18 protein-coding genes are annotated in these 20,280 nt (G+C 66.0%); 3 read left to right on the top strand and 15 right to left on the bottom strand.

Annotated features, from left to right (window positions below; all coding sequences use genetic code 11):
• Positions 1 to 60: 60 nt before the first annotated feature.
• Positions 61 to 945: a LasA N-terminal domain-containing protein gene (locus tag MQH31_RS00940; protein ID WP_243010598.1), complete on the top strand. Its 885-nt coding sequence runs from the start codon at positions 61 to 63 to the stop codon at positions 943 to 945.
• Between the two features lie 15 nt (positions 946 to 960).
• Here the strand turns inward: MQH31_RS00940 and MQH31_RS00935 are convergent, their stop codons facing one another.
• Positions 961 to 1,518 carry a MarR family winged helix-turn-helix transcriptional regulator gene (locus tag MQH31_RS00935; protein ID WP_243010597.1) on the bottom strand — a complete coding sequence of 186 codons (558 nt, stop codon included), beginning with the start codon at positions 1,516 to 1,518 and terminating at the stop codon, positions 961 to 963.
• An 86-nt stretch (positions 1,519 to 1,604) separates the two neighbouring features.
• On the opposite strand from MQH31_RS00935, the gene MQH31_RS00930 reads away from it, so the two are divergent.
• A complete protein-coding gene (locus tag MQH31_RS00930) occupies positions 1,605 to 2,036 on the top strand; it encodes an organic hydroperoxide resistance protein (protein WP_243010596.1) in 432 nt (143 codons plus the stop codon).
• Positions 2,037 to 2,088: 52 nt separating this feature from the next.
• Here the strand turns inward: MQH31_RS00930 and MQH31_RS00925 are convergent, their stop codons facing one another.
• Positions 2,089 to 2,904: a glycoside hydrolase family 25 domain-containing protein gene (locus tag MQH31_RS00925; RefSeq protein WP_243010595.1), complete on the bottom strand. Its 816-nt coding sequence runs from the start codon at positions 2,902 to 2,904 to the stop codon at positions 2,089 to 2,091.
• Between the two features lie 524 nt (positions 2,905 to 3,428).
• On the opposite strand from MQH31_RS00925, the gene MQH31_RS00920 reads away from it, so the two are divergent.
• Entirely contained in the window at positions 3,429 to 4,292 is an 864-nt protein-coding gene (locus tag MQH31_RS00920; protein ID WP_243010594.1) for a hypothetical protein, read from the top strand.
• A gap of 72 nt (positions 4,293 to 4,364) precedes the next feature.
• Here the strand turns inward: MQH31_RS00920 and nrdF are convergent, their stop codons facing one another.
• From nrdF to mmsA, 13 genes are all read right to left on the bottom strand, one after another.
• Positions 4,365 to 5,339 carry a class 1b ribonucleoside-diphosphate reductase subunit beta gene (gene nrdF, locus MQH31_RS00915; protein ID WP_134534329.1) on the bottom strand — a complete coding sequence of 325 codons (975 nt, stop codon included), beginning with the start codon at positions 5,337 to 5,339 and terminating at the stop codon, positions 4,365 to 4,367.
• Positions 5,340 to 5,396: 57 nt separating this feature from the next.
• Positions 5,397 to 7,502 carry a class 1b ribonucleoside-diphosphate reductase subunit alpha gene (nrdE, locus tag MQH31_RS00910; protein ID WP_134534859.1) on the bottom strand — a complete coding sequence of 702 codons (2,106 nt, stop codon included), beginning with the start codon at positions 7,500 to 7,502 and terminating at the stop codon, positions 5,397 to 5,399.
• A gap of 32 nt (positions 7,503 to 7,534) precedes the next feature.
• Positions 7,535 to 7,939: a class Ib ribonucleoside-diphosphate reductase assembly flavoprotein NrdI gene (nrdI, locus tag MQH31_RS00905; RefSeq protein ID WP_243010593.1), complete on the bottom strand. Its 405-nt coding sequence runs from the start codon at positions 7,937 to 7,939 to the stop codon at positions 7,535 to 7,537.
• A gap of 54 nt (positions 7,940 to 7,993) precedes the next feature.
• Entirely contained in the window at positions 7,994 to 8,227 is a 234-nt protein-coding gene (gene nrdH / locus MQH31_RS00900) for a glutaredoxin-like protein NrdH (RefSeq protein WP_134446781.1), read from the bottom strand.
• A 300-nt stretch (positions 8,228 to 8,527) separates the two neighbouring features.
• Positions 8,528 to 9,532 carry a type IV toxin-antitoxin system AbiEi family antitoxin domain-containing protein gene (locus MQH31_RS00895; RefSeq protein ID WP_243010592.1) on the bottom strand — a complete coding sequence of 335 codons (1,005 nt, stop codon included), beginning with the start codon at positions 9,530 to 9,532 and terminating at the stop codon, positions 8,528 to 8,530.
• Between the two features lie 414 nt (positions 9,533 to 9,946).
• Positions 9,947 to 10,972, bottom strand: coding sequence for a LacI family DNA-binding transcriptional regulator (locus MQH31_RS00890; protein ID WP_243010591.1), 1,026 nt, complete (start codon positions 10,970 to 10,972; stop codon positions 9,947 to 9,949).
• Between the two features lie 105 nt (positions 10,973 to 11,077).
• The gene (gene yjfF / locus MQH31_RS00885; protein ID WP_134534333.1) at positions 11,078 to 12,094 is read right to left on the bottom strand and encodes a galactofuranose ABC transporter, permease protein YjfF; all 1,017 of its coding nucleotides are present in this window, start codon (positions 12,092 to 12,094) and stop codon (positions 11,078 to 11,080) included.
• Positions 12,091 to 13,146: an ABC transporter permease gene (locus tag MQH31_RS00880; protein WP_134534334.1), complete on the bottom strand. Its 1,056-nt coding sequence runs from the start codon at positions 13,144 to 13,146 to the stop codon at positions 12,091 to 12,093. The genes yjfF and MQH31_RS00880 overlap by 4 nt, the downstream gene beginning before the upstream one ends.
• Positions 13,143 to 14,693: a sugar ABC transporter ATP-binding protein gene (locus MQH31_RS00875; RefSeq protein WP_243010590.1), complete on the bottom strand. Its 1,551-nt coding sequence runs from the start codon at positions 14,691 to 14,693 to the stop codon at positions 13,143 to 13,145. The genes MQH31_RS00880 and MQH31_RS00875 overlap by 4 nt, the downstream gene beginning before the upstream one ends.
• Positions 14,694 to 14,813: 120 nt before the next feature.
• The gene (locus tag MQH31_RS00870; RefSeq protein WP_134534336.1) at positions 14,814 to 15,800 is read right to left on the bottom strand and encodes an ABC transporter substrate-binding protein; all 987 of its coding nucleotides are present in this window, start codon (positions 15,798 to 15,800) and stop codon (positions 14,814 to 14,816) included.
• Positions 15,801 to 16,066: 266 nt separating this feature from the next.
• Positions 16,067 to 17,158 carry a substrate-binding domain-containing protein gene (locus tag MQH31_RS00865; protein WP_134534337.1) on the bottom strand — a complete coding sequence of 364 codons (1,092 nt, stop codon included), beginning with the start codon at positions 17,156 to 17,158 and terminating at the stop codon, positions 16,067 to 16,069.
• Between the two features lie 91 nt (positions 17,159 to 17,249).
• Positions 17,250 to 18,575, bottom strand: a complete 1,326-nt coding sequence (gene mmsB / locus MQH31_RS00860; RefSeq protein WP_134534338.1) for a multiple monosaccharide ABC transporter permease — start codon at positions 18,573 to 18,575, stop codon at positions 17,250 to 17,252.
• Positions 18,575 to 20,161, bottom strand: coding sequence for a multiple monosaccharide ABC transporter ATP-binding protein (mmsA, locus tag MQH31_RS00855; RefSeq protein ID WP_279238311.1), 1,587 nt, complete (start codon positions 20,159 to 20,161; stop codon positions 18,575 to 18,577). The genes mmsB and mmsA overlap by 1 nt, the downstream gene beginning before the upstream one ends.
• Positions 20,162 to 20,280 lie beyond the last annotated feature (119 nt).

Genomic DNA, 20,280 nt, shown 5'->3' with positions numbered 1-20,280 from the left:
GCGACCGCGCGATCCCCAGACCGACCCCGCTCGTTCGCCTGGCCCGGTTAGGGTGGACTCATGCCTCTCCGCGCCTCCCAGCGACGAACCCTCATCGCCGTCGCGACGATCGCCGCCATCGTGGCCGGCGGCTTCCTGGTGCGGTCAGTCGTCGTGCCGCGAACGGCGCCCACCGAACCCGCCGTCTTCGACGCCGGCGCCCTGATCAGCGACTACAACTTCTTCAACCCCGACGCGATGACGGCAGACGACGTGCAGTCCTTCCTCGAGGGCCGGAACTGCGTGCGACGCGACGAGTCGCCGTGCCTCTGGGAGTACCGCGAGTCGACCGCCTCCGAACCCGCGCAGGGCCCCGGGCACTGCGCCGCCTACGAGGGTGCGACGAACGAGCGCGCGAGCACGATCATCGAGAAGGTCGCCAGGGCCTGCACGATCAGCCCGCGGGTTCTGCTCGTGCTGCTGCAGAAGGAACAGTCCCTCCTCACCCGGCCCAGTGCATCCGGTTACCTGCGGGCGACGGGCTACGGCTGCCCGGACACGGCAGGCTGCGACGCGGAGTACTTCGGCTTCTTCAACCAGGTCTACCGGGCCGCGTGGCAGTTCCGGCAGTACACCCAGGAGCCCGAACGCACCTACAAGATCGGCGCGGTCAGCGTCGCATACAACCCCGACGCCGCGTGCGGCGCGGCGACGGTCCAGATCCGCAACCAGGCCACGGCGAACCTCTACAACTACACGCCGTACCAGCCGGATTCTGCGGCACTTACAGACACGACGGGCGACGGCGGCGGATGCTCGACGCACGGAAACCTGAATTTCTGGCAGTTCTACAACACCTGGTTCGGGTCCTCGCTGAGTGAGCCGTTCCCGTCCGTGTTCGCGTCCTGCCTCAATCTCGTCGGCGGACAGCCCTGCCCGCGCGCCGAGCTGGTCCCGACGATCTGACCGGGTCGAGGTCGGTCAGTCCCCCGCGGCGGGGGCGCCTCGGCTGCGGCGGAACGTGGAGCGTTTTGGCCGCTCACGCAGCTGAGTACGCACGTCGCCGAGGATCTCGGTGACCGTCGCGAGTTGCCCGGGATCGATGCGGTCGAAGAGCATCTCCCGCACGAGCGTGACGTAACCGGGCCCGCCCGCGGCGAGCGCAGCACGGCCGGCCGGCGTGATGTGCGCGATCACGGAGCGCTCATCGCCAGGGGACGGGCGTCGTTCGACGAGCCCGAGCGTCTCGAGCCGGGCGACCTGGTAGGTGAGCCCGCTGCGGGACACAGTCAGGGCGTCGGCGATGTCCGTCATCCGCAACCGGCCATCTGGCGCTTCGAGGAGCCGGAGCAGGATCTCGAACTGGGCGAGGGTCAGACCCACCGCGTCCCGAAGCTGCCGGTCGGCGGCGAACTGCACGATGTTCGCCGTCTCGACGATGGCCGCCCAGGCACGCATCTCTGCGGGCGACACGCTCGGGGCGGGGCCCTTCCGGTCCGGATCGCCCGGATTTGCATTGCCCGATGGGGGAATACTCACGACTCGCTCCTAGTTGTTTCGAATACGAAGCACTTCCACAAGGGCCACCCCCAGTCTGCCCCCGGCCCGCCACGAAAGAAGACACCATGAGCACCGCCGTCTACACCGCATCCGCCACTTCCTGGGGCGGACGAACGGGCAAGGTCGTCACGAGCGACAACAAACTCGACCTCGACCTGTCCATCCCGGCCGAAATGGGCGGCGACGGCGGAGCGGGCACGAACCCCGAGCAGCTCTTCGCGAGCGGCTGGGCCGCGTGCTTCCACAATGCGCTCAAGGGTGTCGCCCGCCAGCGCAAGGTCATCGTCACCGACTCTGCCGTCTCCCTCGAGGTTCACCTCGTCGGCGGCATGGCCACTGGCTTCGACTTCGAGGTCACGATCGAGGCCCAGCTGCCCGGCGTCGACCCCGTCGTCGCCCAGGAGATGCTCGAAGCCGCCCACCAGGTCTGCCCGTACTCCCGCGCCACGCGTGGGAACATCCCGGTCACCCTGGTCGTCGTCCCCGACGAGGACTAACCCCCGCCGCACCGCGAGCGCGTAGCCGAGCGCGGGCGAGCGGATGCCCGAGTCAGCGCCGGTGGTGGATCCGAACCTTCGCCGGCGCTGGCGTGGGCTTCGGAGTCGGCGCGGGAGCGGCCGTCGGCACCGGTGCCGGTGCCGGTGTCACGACGACGGGCGCCGGTTCGCCGAGGCCGAGGAAGCCCGCGTCGAAGGAGTTGAGGTCGACGAGCACGCCGTTCAGGTTGTGCTCGAACTTCTGCTGCACCCCGATCCGCGGGTTCGCTGCCGTGTTCCAGCCCCCGTACGCCACGGGCGCCGGGGCACCCGTGTCCGCGAGCCAGCCGCTGTAGTTCACCGCGCCGGCATTCGTGTCCCAGAGCGGCACGTCGGCGAAGGCGCTGCTGTTGTTCATGATGCTCGGCCACATCCCCGAGCCGCTGTAGATCACCGGCCGCACGCCCATCGCGCGCACCCCGTCGACCATCGCGCGGGTCACCGCAGGGCTGCCGGTCTCGACGTCGAGTGCGAAGAACTGCAGTTGCGACTGATACGGGCCGGCCGCGGCGATACCGCCCTGCCAGCATGTCGCATCCCGGGTGTAGACGGCGATCTTGAGGCCGGCGTCGAGCGCCATCTTGAGTTGCGCCTGGGTGTGCTCCCAGGGCGCGCAGCTGCCCCACGCGGTCGAGTGCATCACGTAGAGACGGATGCCCTCGTTGTAGGCCTGCGTGAACCAGGCGGGGTCCGTGATGATGTTCGCGGAGTCGACGACCTTGACGGACGACGGCGTCGCCGCTTGGGCGGACGTAACGTTGGTAGGGGCGATGAGGCCGAGTATAGCCAGCGACAGCGCAAGCGCTGCCGCCAGATTCTTCTTGTTCATTTGTGAGGACTCCGAAGTACCAGATCGTGGTGCTGAACCCGGTAACTCCAGTGTCAAATCACTTCAGTGTCGCGTGTACGTCGCCGGAGCTGACTGCTCGTCAGACTCAACGGGTGGAACCAGGGGACAGGATAATCTGTCTATGGTGACACATTCTCACCTTTAGCACCAGTCCCCCAACGGGGGACACTCCGAGGCCACCGACTCAGCCGAGAGCGTAATTCCTCCGCCGCCAGCCCCGGCACCGGTGCCGCCGCCCACGACGAGTCGCGCAAGTGCGCCGGCCCCGGAAACGCCCGGTGAGAGCGACAACCAGACCGGGGATGCCCGCCGGGCGACGGCCGGCATCGCCCGGGAAGTCCTGGCGGCACTCGTCCGACTCCGCGGCCGGGCACCCAGCAGACACGGAGGGTCTGGCCGACCCGGCTGCCTAGACTCGCCACGTGCTGCCGGCAGCGGTTCGCCATCCGGGGCCCGCCCTGGACTGCACCACCGCCGGCCGCGCGCAATCGAAAGGAACAACTGTGACCCAGAACAAGAACTCCTCGGCTACCGCCACCTCTCGAAAGAAGCGCCTCACGATCGGCGCCGCCTCTGTACTCGCCGCGGGTGCCCTGCTCGGCACCGGCATGCAGGGAGCAACGGCCAGCCCGCTGGGCGGCACCGCCGAACCGGGCACCCCGTCGACCCCGTCGGCATCCGCCCCCGCCGCCCCGGGCGCCTCATTCTTCGGCTCCGTCGCCCACGAGCTGCACGGGGACCTCGCGCATGGACAGGACTTCGGCGAGAAGGCCCAGAAGGTCGCCGCGACGATCTCCGGTCACGCCGAGCTCTTCGCGAGCCTGCCTGCGAATCTGCAGGCCGACCTGACCACCCTGACACAGGCCTCGGACGGGGACCGCACCGCCGCCGCCGGATTCATCGCCACGTCGGCTCTCGCCGGGAACTATGGCGAGCAGGCGCAGGCGCTCGCCGTTGCGATCCAGGCCGACCCGGAGCATCCGCTGCGCGCCGCCCTGCACGCAGCGCTCGAGGGAAGCCTCGACGCCGGCACAACCGGAACGACGGGCGGCACGGATAGCGCGGCGCCCGACGACAGCGGAACCGACGCTGGGGGCGGTGCCGCCGTCATCAAGCTCGCCTCGAGCCTCGCTGACAACCCGGCCCTGTTCGACAAGCTCCCGGTCGAACTCCAGAGCGCCCTGACGGCGCTCACGGCCCTGCCGGCCGACCAGCAGGATGCGGCGGCGCAGCAGATCGCGACCGACGCCGGGACCGGGACCTACGGTCCCGAGATCCAGAAGATCGCCGGGCACCTGGCACACGGTGCAGCAGCGGACGCGGGACACGACGCCTCAGTCCACGCCGACGCCACGGTCGCACACTAGAAAGCACGAACGCACGAAGAAGGCCGGGGGCGCACTGCGCTCCCGGCCTTCCTACGTGCTATCAGTCGTGGGCTAGAAGTCCCAGTCGGCGTCTTCCGTGTTCACGGCCTTGCCGATCACGTACGAGGAGCCCGACCCGGAGAAGAAGTCGTGGTTCTCGTCGGCGTTCGGCGAGAGGGCGGACAGGATCGCCGGGTTCACGTCGCAGACCTCCTTGGGGAAGATGGCCTCGTAGCCGAGGTTCATCAGGGCCTTGTTGGCGTTGTAGTGCAGGAACTTCTTGACGTCCTCGGTCAGGCCGACGGCGTCGTAGAGGTCCTGGGTGTACTGCACCTCGTTCTCGTAGAGCTCGAAGACGAGGTTGAACGCGTAGTCCTTGATCTCGTCGCGACGCTCCTGCGTCGCCGCCTCGAGGCCCTTCTGGAACTTGTAGCCGATGTAGTAGCCGTGCACCGCTTCGTCACGAATGATCAAGCGGATGAGGTCGGCCGTGTTGGTCATGCGGGCGCGGCTGGAGAACCACATCGGCAGGTAGAAGCCCGAGTAGAACAGGAACGACTCGAGCAGCACCGAGGCGACCTTGCGCTTGAGCGGGTCGTCGCCCTGGTAGTAGTCCATCACGATCGAGGCCTTGCGCTGCAGGTTGACGTTCTCCGTCGACCAGCGGAACGCCTCGTCGATGTCCTTCGTGTTGCTCAGGGTGGAGAAGATCGACGAGTAGCTCTTGGCGTGCACGGACTCCATGAACGCGATGTTCGTGTAGACGGCCTCTTCGTGCGGGGTGATCGAGTCGGGGATCAGCGAGACAGCGCCGACGGTGCCCTGGATCGTGTCGAGCAGGGTCAGGCCGGTGAACACGCGCAGGGTGAGCTGCTGCTCGACCGGGGTGAGCTGGTTCCAGGACTGCACGTCGTTCGACAGCGGGATCTTCTCCGGCAGCCAGAAGTTGTTGGTCAGCCGGTTCCAGACGTCGACGTCCTTCTCATCCTCGATCTTGTTCCAGTTGATCGCATCAACGTGCGAGATGAGCTTGAGCTTGTCAATCATTGATAGTCCTTAGTCCCAGGGCAGTCGCGGGCAGTGCACAGAAAACGTCCAGCAAACTCACAGCATACAGCTGACGCAACCGTCAACCTCGGTCCCTTCGAGGGCCATCTGGCGGAGACGGATGTAGTAGATGGTCTTGATGCCCTTGCGCCACGCGTAGATCTGCGCCTTGTTGATGTCGCGGGTCGTCGCGGTGTCCTTGAAGAAGAGCGTGAGCGAGAGGCCCTGGTCGACGTGCTGCGTTGCCGCGGCGTAGGTGTCGATGATCTTCTCGGCGCCGATCTCGTAGGCGTCCTGGTAGAAGTCCAGGTTGTCGTTCGTCATGAACGGCGCCGGGTAGTAGACGCGGCCGAGCTTGCCTTCCTTGCGGATCTCGATCTTGGAGGCGATCGGGTGGATCGACGAGGTCGAGTTGTTGATGTAGGAGATCGACCCGGTCGGCGGAACGGCCTGCAGGTTCTGGTTGTAGATGCCGTGCTCCATGACGGATGCCTTCAGCTCGGCCCAGTCGGCCTGGGTCGGAATGCGCACCCCGGCATTCTCGAAGAGCTCGGCACCGCGAATGGTGGCCGGGACCCACGCCTGGTCGGTGTACTTGTCGAAGAACGTGCCGGAGGCATACGTCGAGTCCTCGAAGCCGGCGAACGCGTGGCCGCGCTCGATGGCGAGGGTGTTCGAGGCGCGGAGGGCGTGGAACAGCACCGTGTAGAAGTAGATGTTCGTGAAGTCGATCGCTTCTTCGCTGCCGTAGTACACCCGCTCGCGGGCGAGGTAGCCGTGCAGGTTCATCTGGCCGAGGCCGATCGCGTGCGACTTGTCGTTGCCGTCTTCGATCGAGCGCACCGAGGTGATGTGGCTCTGCTCGGAGACCGAGTTGAGGCCGCGGATCGCGGTTTCGACGGTCTTGCCGAAGTCGGGCGAGTCCATCGACAGGGCGATGTTCATCGACCCGAGGTTGCAGGAGATGTCCTTGCCGATGGTGTCGTAGGACAGGTCTTCGTTGTACGTGGTCGGGGTGTTGACCTGGAGGATCTCCGAGCACAGGTTCGACATGTTGATGCGGCCCTTGATGGGGTTCGCCGCGTTGACGGTGTCCTCGAACATGATGTACGGGTAGCCGGACTCGAACTGGATCTCCGCGAGGGTCTGGAAGAAGTCGCGCGCCTTCATCTTGGACTTCTTGATCCGCGGGTCGTCGACCATCTCGTGGTACTTCTCGCTCACGGAGATGTCCGCGAAGGGCACGCCGTAGACGCGCTCGACGTCGTAGGGCGAGAACAGGTACATGTCCTCGTCCTTCTTGGCGAGCTCGAAGGTGATGTCGGGGATGACGACGCCGAGCGACAGGGTCTTGATCCGCACCTTCTCGTCGGCGTTCTCACGCTTGGTGTCGAGGAAGCGCATGATGTCGGGGTGGTGCGCGTGCAGGTACACGGCGCCGGCGCCCTGGCGGGCACCGAGCTGGTTCGCGTAGCTGAAGGAGTCTTCGAGGAGCTTCATCACGGGGATGATGCCGCTCGACTGGTTCTCGATCTGCTTGATCGGGGCGCCGGACTCACGGATGTTGCTGAGCAGGAGGGCGACGCCGCCGCCGCGCTTGGAGAGCTGGAGCGAGGAGTTGATGCCGCGGGCGATCGACTCCATGTTGTCTTCGATGCGGAGCAGGAAGCAGGAGACGAGCTCGCCGCGCTGCGCCTTGCCCGAGTTCAGGAACGTCGGCGTCGCGGGCTGGAAACGGCCGGCGATGATCTCCTCGACGAGTCCGATCGCGAGCTTCTCGTCGCCCTGGGCGAGACCGAGGGCGGTCATGACGACGCGGTCCTCGAAGCGCTCGAGGTAGCGGTTGCCATCGAAGGTCTTGAGCGTGTACGACGTGTAGTACTTGAAGGCGCCGAGGAAGGTCTGGAAGCGGAACTTCTTCGAGTACGCGAGGTCGTTGAGGCTCGTGATGAAGTCGAAGGAATACTGGTCGATCACGGCCTGCTCGTAGTACTCCTTCTCGACCAGGTAGTCGAGGCGCTCCCGGAGGGAGTGGAAGAACACCGTGTTCTGGTTGACGTGCTGCAGGAAGAACTCCCGGGCCGCCTCCCTGTCCTTATCGAACTGGATTTCCCCGTTCGGCCCATAGAGGTTGAGCATGGCGTTGAGGGAGTGATAGTCCATCGCGAGCGCGACCTGCGCGTGCGGGGCTACTTTCACGGCTGTTGCTTCCAAAATGTTTCCAATCCGTCGTGAACGATGCGTACATCATCCGGAGTTCCCAATACTTCAAATCGATACATATGCGGCACGTTGCACTTGGCCGCGATGATGTCCCCCGCGATGCAGAATGCCGTGCCGAAGTTCATGTTGCCCGCGCCGATCACGCCACGGATGAGCGAACGGTTGTGCTCGTCGTTCAGGAAGCGGATGACCTGCTTCGGCACCGCTCCCCTGGCTTCGCCGCCGCCATAGGTCGGCACGACGAGCACATAGGGCTCGGTCGCCTTGAGCGGCTCGTCTCGGGCGTGCAACGGGATGCGCGCGGACGGACGGCCGAGTTTCTCCACGAACCTCTGGGTGTTCCCCGAGGTGCTGGAGAAATAGACGATCTCAGCCATTGGATGCCGGCTTCACTCTCGAACCGCTCGCTTCAGTCCCGTACCGCAGACCGCTCAGGCGAGGCGCGCGGCGAGTTCGTTGATCTTGTCCGGGCGGAAGCCGGACCAGTGGTCCTCGTCGGTGATGACGACCGGCGCCTGGAGGTAACCGAGCGCCTTGACGGCCTCGAGGGCGTTCTCGTCGACGGAGAGGTCGAGCACTTCGTACTCGATGCCTTTGTTGTCGAGGGCCCGGTAGGTGGCTGTGCACTGGACACAGGAGGGCTTGGTGTAGACCGTGATTGCCATCTGGAAGGCCTTTCGTGTGATTCAGAAGTGAGTGCGCCAGTACGACTGCGCAAGTGCGATGCGGTCCCGCGAAACGCGGGATGTCACGTGTGTTGCGGCGTTGCTGTGCTGGAGGTCAATACTACATGTAGTGCCACCGAATGGGAATGGCCACTACATGCGGTAATTACAATTATGTAGTTATCCACCGACATTCGTGATGTTGTCAACAGGCCCGCCCGTCCGGACGCCCGTTTTCTCGCGGAATCCGCCCGGTTATCCACATCCTGGAGAAACAGCATCCGCACCTCTGTGGATAACTCAGCACGGGCGTGTCGCCGCCCGCGGTACCTCGTGTTCTACGAGGAATTCGAAAAACCGCCGGGGAGACTCGACCAGATCCCAGTCCCAGCGCATGAAACTGTCCGAGTGTTCCCGAAGTGCGTCCTCGCGCTTCTTCTCCTGCAGGACGACCTCGGCCGGATCGCGTCCCGCCAGGATTCGCCCCCTGGTGTATTTCTGGTGCCCGTCGAATTCGCCGATCTTCCGGACGGTTCTCCAGTAGAAGTCGACCCAGTAGTTGTGCCCCCGGACATTCGGAAAGCCCACCTGCAACTCCGGCACGACGAAGCCCAGCTCGAACAGGCGCACCCGGCTGAGCGACTCGCCCCCATTCGCCGACAGAGGATTGGCAAAATCGATCGCCGCCTCGGCCTGGCGAAATCCACGCCGGGGATTCACAAGCGCCAGCTCGGTGAGCAGGTCGTCCTTGGTGATTGCCCTGGCCCCCGAGCGCCCGAGAAACGCATCGTCAGCGGCCCGCACTTGTTCCACCCGGAGGGCATGGTCGATCATGACCACGGCCGTCAGGAAATTCGTTCCCGCGGCGACGTCGACGAGGGTGCGAACGAGGGATGTCGCGGTGCATCCGGCCACCTCGACAGTGGCGGGCGCGGGCGCTCCGCGATGCGCTGTCAGGAAGCGGGCATGGCTCCCACCGGTTGCTTCCGGATCGAGGGCATGCACCTCGCGCGGCCACAGGCCGATGTACGGGAGGCCGTGCAGCGCGGCTGCGGAGATGTGCGAGAGGACAAGGGGCCGGGTGGCGCACGCGGCAGAAGCACGAACGAACAGCCGGTACCGGTCATCGGGGTCCGACTCCCGCCAGAGCGTCCCCCAGACGAACATTCCCCGCCGAATGCGAACCAGCGTGCCGGCTCTGAGCAGCGCATCGATCGCCGTGGAATTGAGGCCAGCGGCGTTGAGGGCCCCGGTGGGAATCAGCTCACGGTAGCGGGCGGCGAGGGTGTCGAGTCGAGTTGTCATCGCCCGAGTTTCGGCGGTACCGCCCAGGCCCGCTCGGCTGCCGCGACTCCTGTGGACAGTGGCCGCCGCATCCGCCCCGTTGAGGACCCGCCACCTCGGGGCGCGCACTACGACTCGCGGCGCGCTCCACGCCTCGGGGCGCGCCTTACGTCTCGCGGCGCGCACTACGCTTCGCGGCGCGCCGAGGAGCGCTCACCCCGAGACGAAACCACCGCCCCGAACGTCCGCCCCGACCACACCACGCGCGCGCTACGTTTCGGGGCGCGCACTACGCCTCGCGGTGCGCGCTATGTTTCGGGGCGCGCACTACGCGTCGCGGCGCGCTCCACGCCTCGGGGCGCGGCGAGGAGCGCTCGCCCCGAGACGCAACCACCGCCCCGAGCGAATGCACGGGCGTGTCGCCACCTGGAACGGCTAGGCGCGCGGGGCGGTCGACTCCCGGACGATGAGCTCCGGCACCGAGCTCGGCAGGTCCGGCGCCTCCTCGTCTTCGAGGACGGCGAGGAGGGTGCTCAGGATGTTGCGGCCGAGCTCGTCGAAGTCCTGGCGCATGGTCGTCAGTGTCGGGGAGAAGAAGGCGGCCTCGGGGATGTCGTCGAACCCGATGACGCTCACGCGATCCGGCACGGCGAGTCCGTTGCGGACGAGGGCGTGGATCAGGCCGAGCGCCATCTGGTCGTTGCCGGCGAACACCGCGGTGAAGTCGCCATGCGAACCCGATTCGATCAGGTCGGCACCGAGGCGGTACCCGCTCGCCGGCGACCAGTCGCCGATCAGCGGTTCCCGCGCGATGAGGCCGCGGTCGCCGAGTTCGTCACGCCACCCCCTGGCCCGTTCGATCGCGTCGACGGAGTCGGCCGGTCCGGCGAGGTGCACGATGTTGGTGTGGCCGAGCTCGGCGAGGTGCGCGACGGCGATCCGCGCGCCGCGGTAGTTGTCGACGCCGACCCGATGGAATCCACCGCGGCCGCTCGACTCCACCGCGATGAGGGGAACCCCGAGTTCGATGCCCCTGACGGCCTCGAGAGCGCTGCGGTGGGCTGCGATCAGCACGATCGCCTCGACGTTCTGACGCAGCAGGAGTTCGACGGCCGAACGCAACGACTCCGGGTCCGACTCGAGCATGCTCGCCATGCTCACCGCGTACCGGGCGTCCCGCGCCGCCTCGTTGAACCGAAGGACGGTGCTCGAGGGTCCGTAGTCCGGGCCGCCCGTGGTGATCAGGCCGATCGTGCGGGACCGGCGGGTGACGAGAGCGCGCGCGGCAGGCGACGGCCGGTAACGGAGCTGCTTGATCGCGTTCTCGACCCGTTCCCGCGTCGCGGGGCGCACGTTGGGGAGGTCATTGAGCACCCGGGAGACCGTCTGGTGCGATACCCCCGCCAGCCGCGCGACGTCGAAGATGTTGGCGACGCGCGCCTTCTCATCGTCCTTGCTCACCAGGCTCATTGGCTCCCACCGATGCGCATGCAACGCATCGTCTCTCTGTCCCCTTATTCTGGCTCACGCACGGGTGCCGTGACCGACACGCTCGCGCCGGACGCGCTACCGGCGGCGTGCCGTGAGGACCTTCTGCAGGACGATGAAGACGAGGAGGAGCCCGCCGATGAAGATCCGGGTCCACCACGAGCTGAGGGTGCCTTCGAAGGTGATGATCGTCTGGATCGTCCCGAGCACGAGAACTCCGAGTACGGAGCCGAGCACGAATCCGTACCCGCCCGTGAGCAGGGTTCCGCCGATCACGACCGCGGCGATCGCGTCGAGTTCGGTGCCGACCGCCGTGAGGCTGTATCCCGACAGCGTATAGAAGGTGAAGAGTACCCCGGCAAGCCCGGAACAGAATCCGCTGATCACGTAGACGAGGACCTTGGTCCGAGCGACGGGCAGTCCCATCAGCATGCCGGACTGCTCCCCGCCGCCGATCGCGTAGACGGTGCGACCCAGGCGCGAGTAATGCAGCACGAGGAACGCGACCAGGACCACGAGCAGGGCGATCACGACGCTGGCCGTGATGCTCATGCGCCCGCCGAGCGAGATCCTGGTCTGCGCGAGGCTGACGAAGACCGGATCCGTGATCGAGATCGAGTCCTTGCTGATCACGTAGCAGAGCCCCCTGGCCAGGAACATCGCGGCGAGGGTCGCGATGAACGGCTGGATCTTGAAGACGTGGATCATGAGCCCGACCAGCAGGCCGAGCACGGATGTCAGCACAAGGATGAGCGGGATCACGACCGAGGCCGACCACCCGGACTGGAGCAGGCTCGCGGCGATCATCGTCGACAGGGCGAGGACGGCCCCGACTGACAGGTCGATGCCGCCGGTCAGGATCACGAACGTCATCCCGACCGCCAACACGATCAGGTAGGCGTTGTCGACGAACAGGTTGAGGATCACGGGCCCGGAGACGAAGCCGCGATAGCGGCTCCCGCCGATCGCGAAGACGGCGATGAGCAGCACGAGGGTCACGAGCACGGGACCGTACTTCGGGCTCGTGAACGCGGACGAGACCCGGCCGAACAGCCGGCGACCCGCGACCGGCGCGGAGGAGGTGTCGATGCTCATGAGACGGACGCCCTTTCGGCGGTTCGGGTGCCAGGACGACCCCGGCCGAGCGACCGGCGCCAGCGGCCGAACGCGGCGTTCGTCGTCGGTGACTGCAGCAGGCAGACGGCCGTCACGACCGCGGCCTTGAAGACCATCGTCGCGATGGGCGGAATGCCGACCGTGTACACCGTCGTGACGAGGGTCTGGATGACCAGGGCGCCGACGAGGGTGCCGAGGAGTGAATACCGGCCGCCCGCGAGGGAGGTTCCGCCGATCACGACCGCGAGGATCGCATCCAGTTCGATGAAGAGGCCGGTGTTGTTCGCGTCGGCCGCCGTCTGGTTCGAGGTCAGGATGAGGCCGGCGATGGCGGCGGAGAAGGCCGAAAACGTGTACACGGTGATGAGGAGTCCCCGCGACCGGACTCCCGCCTGCCTGCTCGCCTCCGGATTGATTCCGACCGATTCGATCAGGAGCCCGAGCGCCGTACGCCGGGTGAGCAGGGCGGCCGCGGTGAAGATGACCACCGCGATGACGACGGAGACCGGGATGCCGAGGACGAAGCCGGACCCGATCACCTTGAACGGAGGACTGTTCACGGTGAGGATCTGGCCCTCGGTGATGAGCATCGCCGCCCCGCGCCCGGCGGTCATCAGGATCAGGGTCGCGATGATGGGCTGGATCCCGAGCACGGCGACCAGGAACCCGTTCCACAGGCCGAGCACGAGGGCGATCAGGAGCGCGACGATCACGGCGACCGCGACCGTGCCGATGCTGCCCGGCTCCGGGGAACCGAGGATGATCGAGCAGGCGACGGCCCCCGCGATCGCGCACACGGCGCCCACGGAGAGGTCGATCCCCCGCGTCGCGATGACGAGCGTCATGCCGACCGCGATGATGAGGGTCGGCGCGCCATTGCGGGCGATGTCGACGAGGCTTCCGAACAGGTGGCCGTTCTTCACCTCGAGGCTGAAGAACCCGGGAAAGGCCACCAGGTTGATGATGAACAGGACGAGCAGCATCACCACCGGCCAGAACAGCCGGCTCGAGAACATCCGGCTCGCGTTCATCGTGCCACCGCCGTCAGTTCGCCGTCGGCGATGATGGCCAGGAGGCTGTCGACGGTCAGGTCGTCGTTGACGATGTCGGCGACGAGCCTGCGATCCCGCATGATCGCGATCCTGCTGCTGAGGCGCAGGACTTCCTCGAGTTCCGCCGAGATGAACAGCACCGACATCCCGTTTTCGGCGAGGTTGACCACGAGCTTCTGGATCTCGGCCTTCGCGCCCACGTCGATGCCTCGGGTCGGCTCATCGAGGATCAGCAGCCGCGGCGCGACGGCGAGCCACCTCGCCAGCAACACCTTCTGCTGGTTGCCTCCCGAGAGATTCCTGACGATGGCGTCCGGGTTGGCCGGCCGGATGTTCAGGGCCTGGATGTAGCTGACCGCGAGCTCGTCGCGGCGTTTCCGCGAGATCGGGTGGGACCAGCCGCGATCGGCCTGCAGTGCGAGCACGATGTTGTCCCGCACGGTGAGGTCCTCGACGATGCCCTCCGCGCGCCGGTTCTCCGAGGAGTATGCGACACCCCGCGCGAGCGCGGAGCGCGGGGTCCGGAACCGGTGCGGCGTGCCGTCGATCACCAGTTCCCCGGAGTCCGGCCGGTCGATGCCCGAGAGGATCCGGGCGAGCTCGGTCCGCCCGGAGCCGAGGAGCCCGGCGAGCCCGACCACCTCGCCGGTGTACACCCTGAGGTCCACCGGTGCGATGGATCCCTTGCGTCCGAGCGCCCTCGCGGCGAGAAGGGGCACCTCGTCGCCTTCCCCGCCTCCCGGTTCGACGATCCGTCGCTCGAGGGCGTCGAGGATCGCGAGTTCCTTCCCGATCATCTTCTGCACGAGGTCGAGGCGCAGGATCTCGTCCGTGCGGTACTCGCCGACGAGTTTGCCATTCCGCAGGACCGTGAGGCGGTCGGAGATCTCGTAGACCTGGTCGAGGAAATGGGAGACGAAGAGAATCGCGACGCCCTCCTCCTTCAGCTCGCGAATCACCCGGAAGAGTTCCGCGACCTCGTCGGCGTCGAGACTCGACGTCGGCTCATCGAGGATGAGGACCTTCGCGTGGACGTCGATGGCCCTGGCGATCGCGACGAGTTGCTGAACGGCGAGAGAGTGCGAACCGAGGAGGGAACCGGGGTCGATGTCGAGGTGCAACCCCCCGAGGAGTTCCAGCGCCCGGCGACGGGTGGCCCGCCAGTCGATGCCGCCGAACCGGCGCGGTTCGCGACCGAGCATGATGTTCTCCGCGACGCTCAGGTTTCCGAGCAGGTTGACCTCCTGGTACACCGTGCTGATCCCGGCGTTCTGGGCCTGGGCCGGGCCCGCGAACGACACCCGGCTGCCGGCCAGCAGGATCTCGCCTCTGTCGGTCGGGCCGCTGTCGATCTGATAGACGCCGGTGAGCGCCTTGATCAGGGTCGACTTGCCTGCGCCGTTCTCCCCGAGCAGCGAGTGCACCTCCCCGGGGAACATTCGAAAGCTCACCTCGTCGAGTGCTTTGACGCCGGGGAACGAGATCGAGATGTTGGTCATCTCGACGACGGGAACCTGTCCGTTCATTCACGTACTCTCTTCATCGTCTTCTGCAAGCGGATGCCGGCTCCCGGCGGCGGGGACCGGCCGGCCGGATGGCCGACCGGTGGGCGCCGCCGGAGGCCGGCGAGGCAGTGCCGGGCTCGCTCAGTACTGACGGGTGGGAAGCGCGGCGGTCGCCTGCTCCTGGGTGAAGGTGGTCTCCTCCGTGAGGATGCGCTTCTCGACGCTCTCCCCCGCGACGACCTTCTTGACGATGTCGACCAGCTGCTTACCGAGGAGCGGAGAGCACTCCACGATGAAGTTGATCTTGCCGTCGGAGAGGGCCTTCATGCCGTCCTTCACCGCGTCGATCGTGACGATCTTGATGTCCTTCCCCGGGACCTTCCCCGCAGCTTCGACGGCCTCGATCGCGCCGAGGCCCATGTCATCGTTGTGGGCGAAGATCAGGGTGGCGTCCGGGTTGGACTTCAGGAGCGCTTCGGTGACCTGCTTGCCGCCTGCCCTGGTGAAGTCTCCGGTCTGAGACGCGACGATCTGGAACTTCGGGTCCGCCTTGATGACGTCCGCGAAGCCTTCCGCCCGGTCGATGGCGGGAGCCGCGCCCGTTGTGCCCTCGAGCTGGATGATCTTGACGGGATCGGTCTGGTTCTTGTATTCGTCGACGACCCACTGGCCGGCCTTCTGGCCTTCCTTGATGAAGTCGGAGCCGAGGAAGCTCACATAGAGACTGTCGTCCTTCGAGTCGACGGCACGGTCCGTGAGGACCACGGGAATGCCGGCGTCCTTCGCTTCCTTCAGCACCGCGTCCCAGCCGGTCTCGACGACGGGAGAGAACGCGATGACGTCGACGCCCTGGGTGATGTACGAGCGGATGGCCTTGATCTGGTTCTCCTGCTTCTGTTGCGCGTCCGAGAACTTGAGCTGCATTCCGGACGCGGCGAACGCATCCTGGATGTCCTTCGTGTTCGCGGTCCGCCAGCCGCTCTCCGCGCCGACCTGCGCGAAGCCGACGACGATGTCGCCGGGCGCCTTCGCCGCGCCCGCCGATCCGGTGCCCGAGGCCGTGGAACAGCCGGTGAGGGCGAGGAGAAAGGCGCCGACGGCGACCGCTCCGATCATCTTCCTGATCATGTGACTAAACCTCCTTGTTTAGCGTCCCGGCGGAACATTCTGCTGCGTGACTCGGTGCCGGGCGACCAGGTCGTTCTGGTCGTTGCCGAAATGTTAGCGCTCACAAGTATGGGTTGACAAGCCCCCGAGATATCTTTTCGATCTCATTCGACAGGCGAACCACCAGCATCCGTTGAGTGATTGTGAGCGCTCATATTCACTGCCCCCGCACGCAAGCGGAGCCGGCCCCGGGCTGGGGCCGGCTCCGCCGGGTCCTGCTGCAGGCGCTACTTGGTGAGCGGCGCGAGCTTGGGATCGTTCGCGTATGCCTCTGCCGCGTTCGCCTTCGTCACGATGACCGGGGGCAGGAGGTAGGCGGGAACGATCTTGACTCCGTTGTCGTACGACTTGGTGTCGTTCACGTCGACGGCCTCGCCCTTCTGCAGCGCCTGGGCCATCTTGATGGCCTGGGCGACGAGCAGGCGGGTGTCCTTGTTGATCGTCGAGTACTGCTCACCGGCCATGATCGACTTGACCGATTCGACCTCGGAGTCCTGGCCGGTCACGACCGGGATGGGCTTGCCTGCCGCCTTCACCGAGGTGATGATCGCCCGAGCGAGGGTGTCGTTCGGGGACAGGACACCGTCGAGGGCCTTGTCGCCGTAGGTGCTGGTCAGGAGTGAGTCCATCCGGCTCTGCGCGTTCTCGGCCTTCCAGCCGGCGGTCGCCGTCTGCTTGATGTCGGTCTGGCCGGATGCGACGACGAGGGTGCCGTCGTCGATCTTCGGCTGGAGCACGCTCATCGCGCCGTTGAAGAAGACCGCGGAGTTGGCGTCGTCGGAGGAACCGGAGAAGAGTTCGATGTTGTACGGCCCGGCCGCCTTCCGGCTCTTGAGCCCGTCCAGGAGCGCCTGGCCCTGCAGCTCGCCGACCTTGAAGTTGTCGTAGGCCACGTAGTAGTCCACGTCCGGCGTGTTCAGGATCAGCCGGTCGTAGGCGATCACCGTCGCGCCCGCATCCTTCGCCGCCTTCACCTGGGTGCCGAGCTGGCCGCCGTCGGCCGCGCCGATGATGATGACCTTGGCGCCGTTGGTGACCATCGCCGAGATCTGGTCCTGCTGGTCCTTGACCGTTGTCGAGGCGCCGGCGTACTGGACGTCGCCCTTGAACCCGGCCGTCTTGAGGCCGTCTTCGAAGAGGCCGCCGGCGAGGACCCAGTTCTCAGAGGTCTTCGAGGGAAGCGCGACGCCGATCACCGAATCCGCGGGGAAACCGGCGGCCGCTGTGGAGCCGCCCGTGGTGTCGGTGCGGGTGGAACACCCGGAGAGTGCCATCAGGGCTACCGCTGCGAGTGCTGTAGTCGCAAGGAGTTTTCGCATGTTCGATCGCTTTCTACTCAATGTGGTGGGGCAGGGATTGTGATGTGCGGGTGTGGAGCGAGGTCGTGTGGGGTCATGCGGATGCCGCGGCTCAGGACGGCATGCTCGCCGGCGGCCGGGCCGTGTCCGGGGTGCCGGAGTCCGGGACGACCATCGGCGGTTCGTCCGGAGCCGGGGTGGACTTCCGGTTCCGGGTCATGAACCCGAGGATTGACGGCCGACCCTGCTTCTTGTTCCAGACATCCACCCCCACGGCGAGGAGAAGTACGAGACCCTTGATGATCTGCACCCGGTCGCTTCCGACGCCGAGGAGCTGGAGCCCGTTGTTGAGCACGGCCATCACGAGACCACCGATGATGGAGCCGGTGACCGTGCCGATGCCGCCGGAGACCGCGGCGCCGCCGATGAACACCGCAGCGATCGCGTCGAGTTCCCAGCTGAGGCCGTCCTGGGGGCCGGAGGCGACGGAACGGGCGACGAAGATCATTCCGGCGAGGGCTGCGAGGATCGACATGTTCATCATCACGAGGAAGTTGATCCGCCGGGACTTCACTCCGGACAGTTCGGCGGCGAGCTTGTTGCCGCCGACGGCGTAGACGTGACGGCCGAAGATCGTGTTCCGGGTCACGAACGAGTACACCAGCACGAGCACCCCGAGGATGATGCCGGAGACCGGGAAGCTCGTTCCGGTGCGGCCACCGGCGAAGAGGAAGGTCGCGTAGATGACGACCGCGTCGAGCAGCACGACCTTGACGACGCTCGCCCAGAGCGGGGACGGCGTCGAGCCCATGATCCGCTGCACGCGGCGCGCCCTGATCTCCCGCCAGATCACGGCGATCACGATGATGAGCCCGAGCAGGAGGGTGAGGTTGTTGTACCCGGTGTACGGGCCTACCTCCGGCAGGTACCCGGAACCGATGGTGGTGAACCCGGGGGGAACGGGCACCGTGTTGGCGTTGCCGATCAGCTGGTTGCCGCCACGGAAGATGAGCATGCCGGCGAGGGTGACGATGAAGGCAGGCACGCCGACGAAGGCGACCCACCAGCCCTGCCAGGCTCCGATAAGCATGCCCACGAAGAGACCGAAGAGGATGGCGAGCGGCCAGGGCAGGTTCCAGTCCTTCATGGAGGTTGCGACGACGATTCCGACGAACGCGGCGACCGACCCGACGGACAGGTCGATGTGCCCGGCGATGATCACGATCACCATTCCGATGGCGAGAATCAGGATGTAGGAGTACTGGCTGACGAGGTTGATCAGGTTGCCCGAGGAGAGGGTCAGGCCGTTGGTGAGGTACTGGAAGAGCAGGATGATCGCGATCAGGCTGAACAGGATGCCGAACTGACGCAGGTTTCCCCCGCCGAACAGCTTCCGCGCGCCGCGCGCCTCGCTCGTAGTGGTGGTCTCGGTAGTCATCAGCTGCGAACCTTCCTTCTGGCGCTGGTCATGCTCTTCATCAGGGTTTCCGGATCGGCCTCCGCCGCGGGGATGCAATCCGTGATCGCACCCTCGAAGACTGTGTAGATGCGGTCGGCGAGCCCCAGGAGCTCAGGGAGTTCCGAGGAGATCAGGATCACGCCCTTGCCCTGCGCCGCGAGGTTCTGGATGATGCCGTAGATCTCGAATTTCGCGCCGACGTCGATGCCGCGGGTGGGTTCGTCGAGGATGAGCAGGTCGGGGTCGGTGAACATCCACTTGGCGAGCACGACCTTCTGCTGGTTTCCGCCGGAGAGTTTGCTCACCCCGGAATCGACCGTGGGCGTCTTGATCCGGAGGCTCGTGCGATAGCCCTCCGCGATCGCGAACTCCTTGCCGTCATTGACGACGGGACCGGCCGAGATCTTGGAGAGCTTCGCGGACACGATCGAACGCTTCACGTCGTCGAGCAGGTTGAGGCCGAGCGCCTTGCGGTCCTCACTCACATAGGCGAGCCCGTGGTCGATGGCCTCCGCGACGTTCCTCAGTTCGATCTCCTTGCCGTCCTTGAACATCCGCCCGGAGAGGAAGGTGCCGTATGACCGCCCGAAGATGCTCATCGCGAGTTCGGTGCGGCCGGCTCCCATGAGGCCGGCGATGCCGACGATCTCCCCGCGCCGCACGGTGAGGCTCGAGTTCTTGACGACCATCCGCTCCGTGACCTGCGGGTGCTGCACGTTCCAGTCCCGCACCTCGAAGAACACCTCGCCGATGTGCGGGACGTGGTCGGGGAACCGGCTCTCGAGGCTCCGGCCGACCATTCCGCGGATGATGCGGTCCTCGTTGACCCCGTCCCTGACGACGTTGAGGGTTTCGATCGTCTTCCCGTCCCTGATGATCGTGATGGAGTCGGCGACCTGTTCGATCTCGTTGAGCTTGTGGGAGATCATGATCGAGGTGATCCCCTTGCCCTTGAGACCGCGGATCAGGTCGAGCAGGTGCTGCGAGTCCGCCTCGTTGAGAGCCGCCGTCGGCTCGTCGAGGATCAGCAGCTTGACCGACTTGCTGAGCGCCTTAGCGATCTCGACGAGCTGTTGCTTGCCGACGCCGATGTTCTTGATCAGGGTGTCCGGGTCCTCGCGGAGCCCGACCCGTGCGAGCAGCTCGAGGGCGGTCTTCTTGGCTGTGATCCAGTCGATGGCGCCCCACTTGGTCGGCTCGTTGCCGAGGAAGATGTTCTCGGTGATGGAGAGTTCGGGGATGAGCGCGAGTTCCTGGTGGATGATCGCGATCCCGGCTTCTTCGCTCGAGCGGATGTCCCTGAAGTGCACGGTCACACCCTGATAGACGATGTCGCCGTCGTAGGTCCCGTACGGGTATACCCCGGAGAGGACCTTCATGAGAGTGGACTTGCCCGCACCGTTCTCGCCGCAGATGGCGTGAATCTCTCCGGCTCTCACTGTGAGGGACACATCCGACAGGGCCTTGACCCCGGGAAATTCCTTCGTGATCGATCGCATCTCCAGAATGACCGGCCCGTCCGCGCGGACGGGCTCGTCGTTCATGACGTGCTGGGTGGACATCATTGTGCTCCTTGCGCCAGATGCCACAGATAGTAACCGGCACTGGCCGTGAGCAACAGGCTCGATGCGGCACGCTCGGATCACGCTTGGGTAACGGCCGATCGGCTACCAAAGGGCAGATC

It is taken from the genome of Cryobacterium zhongshanensis, from assembly GCF_022760445.1.
GTDB lineage: Bacteria > Actinomycetota > Actinomycetes > Actinomycetales > Microbacteriaceae > Cryobacterium > Cryobacterium algoricola.
This window is presented reverse-complemented; position numbering and strand designations above follow the sequence as displayed.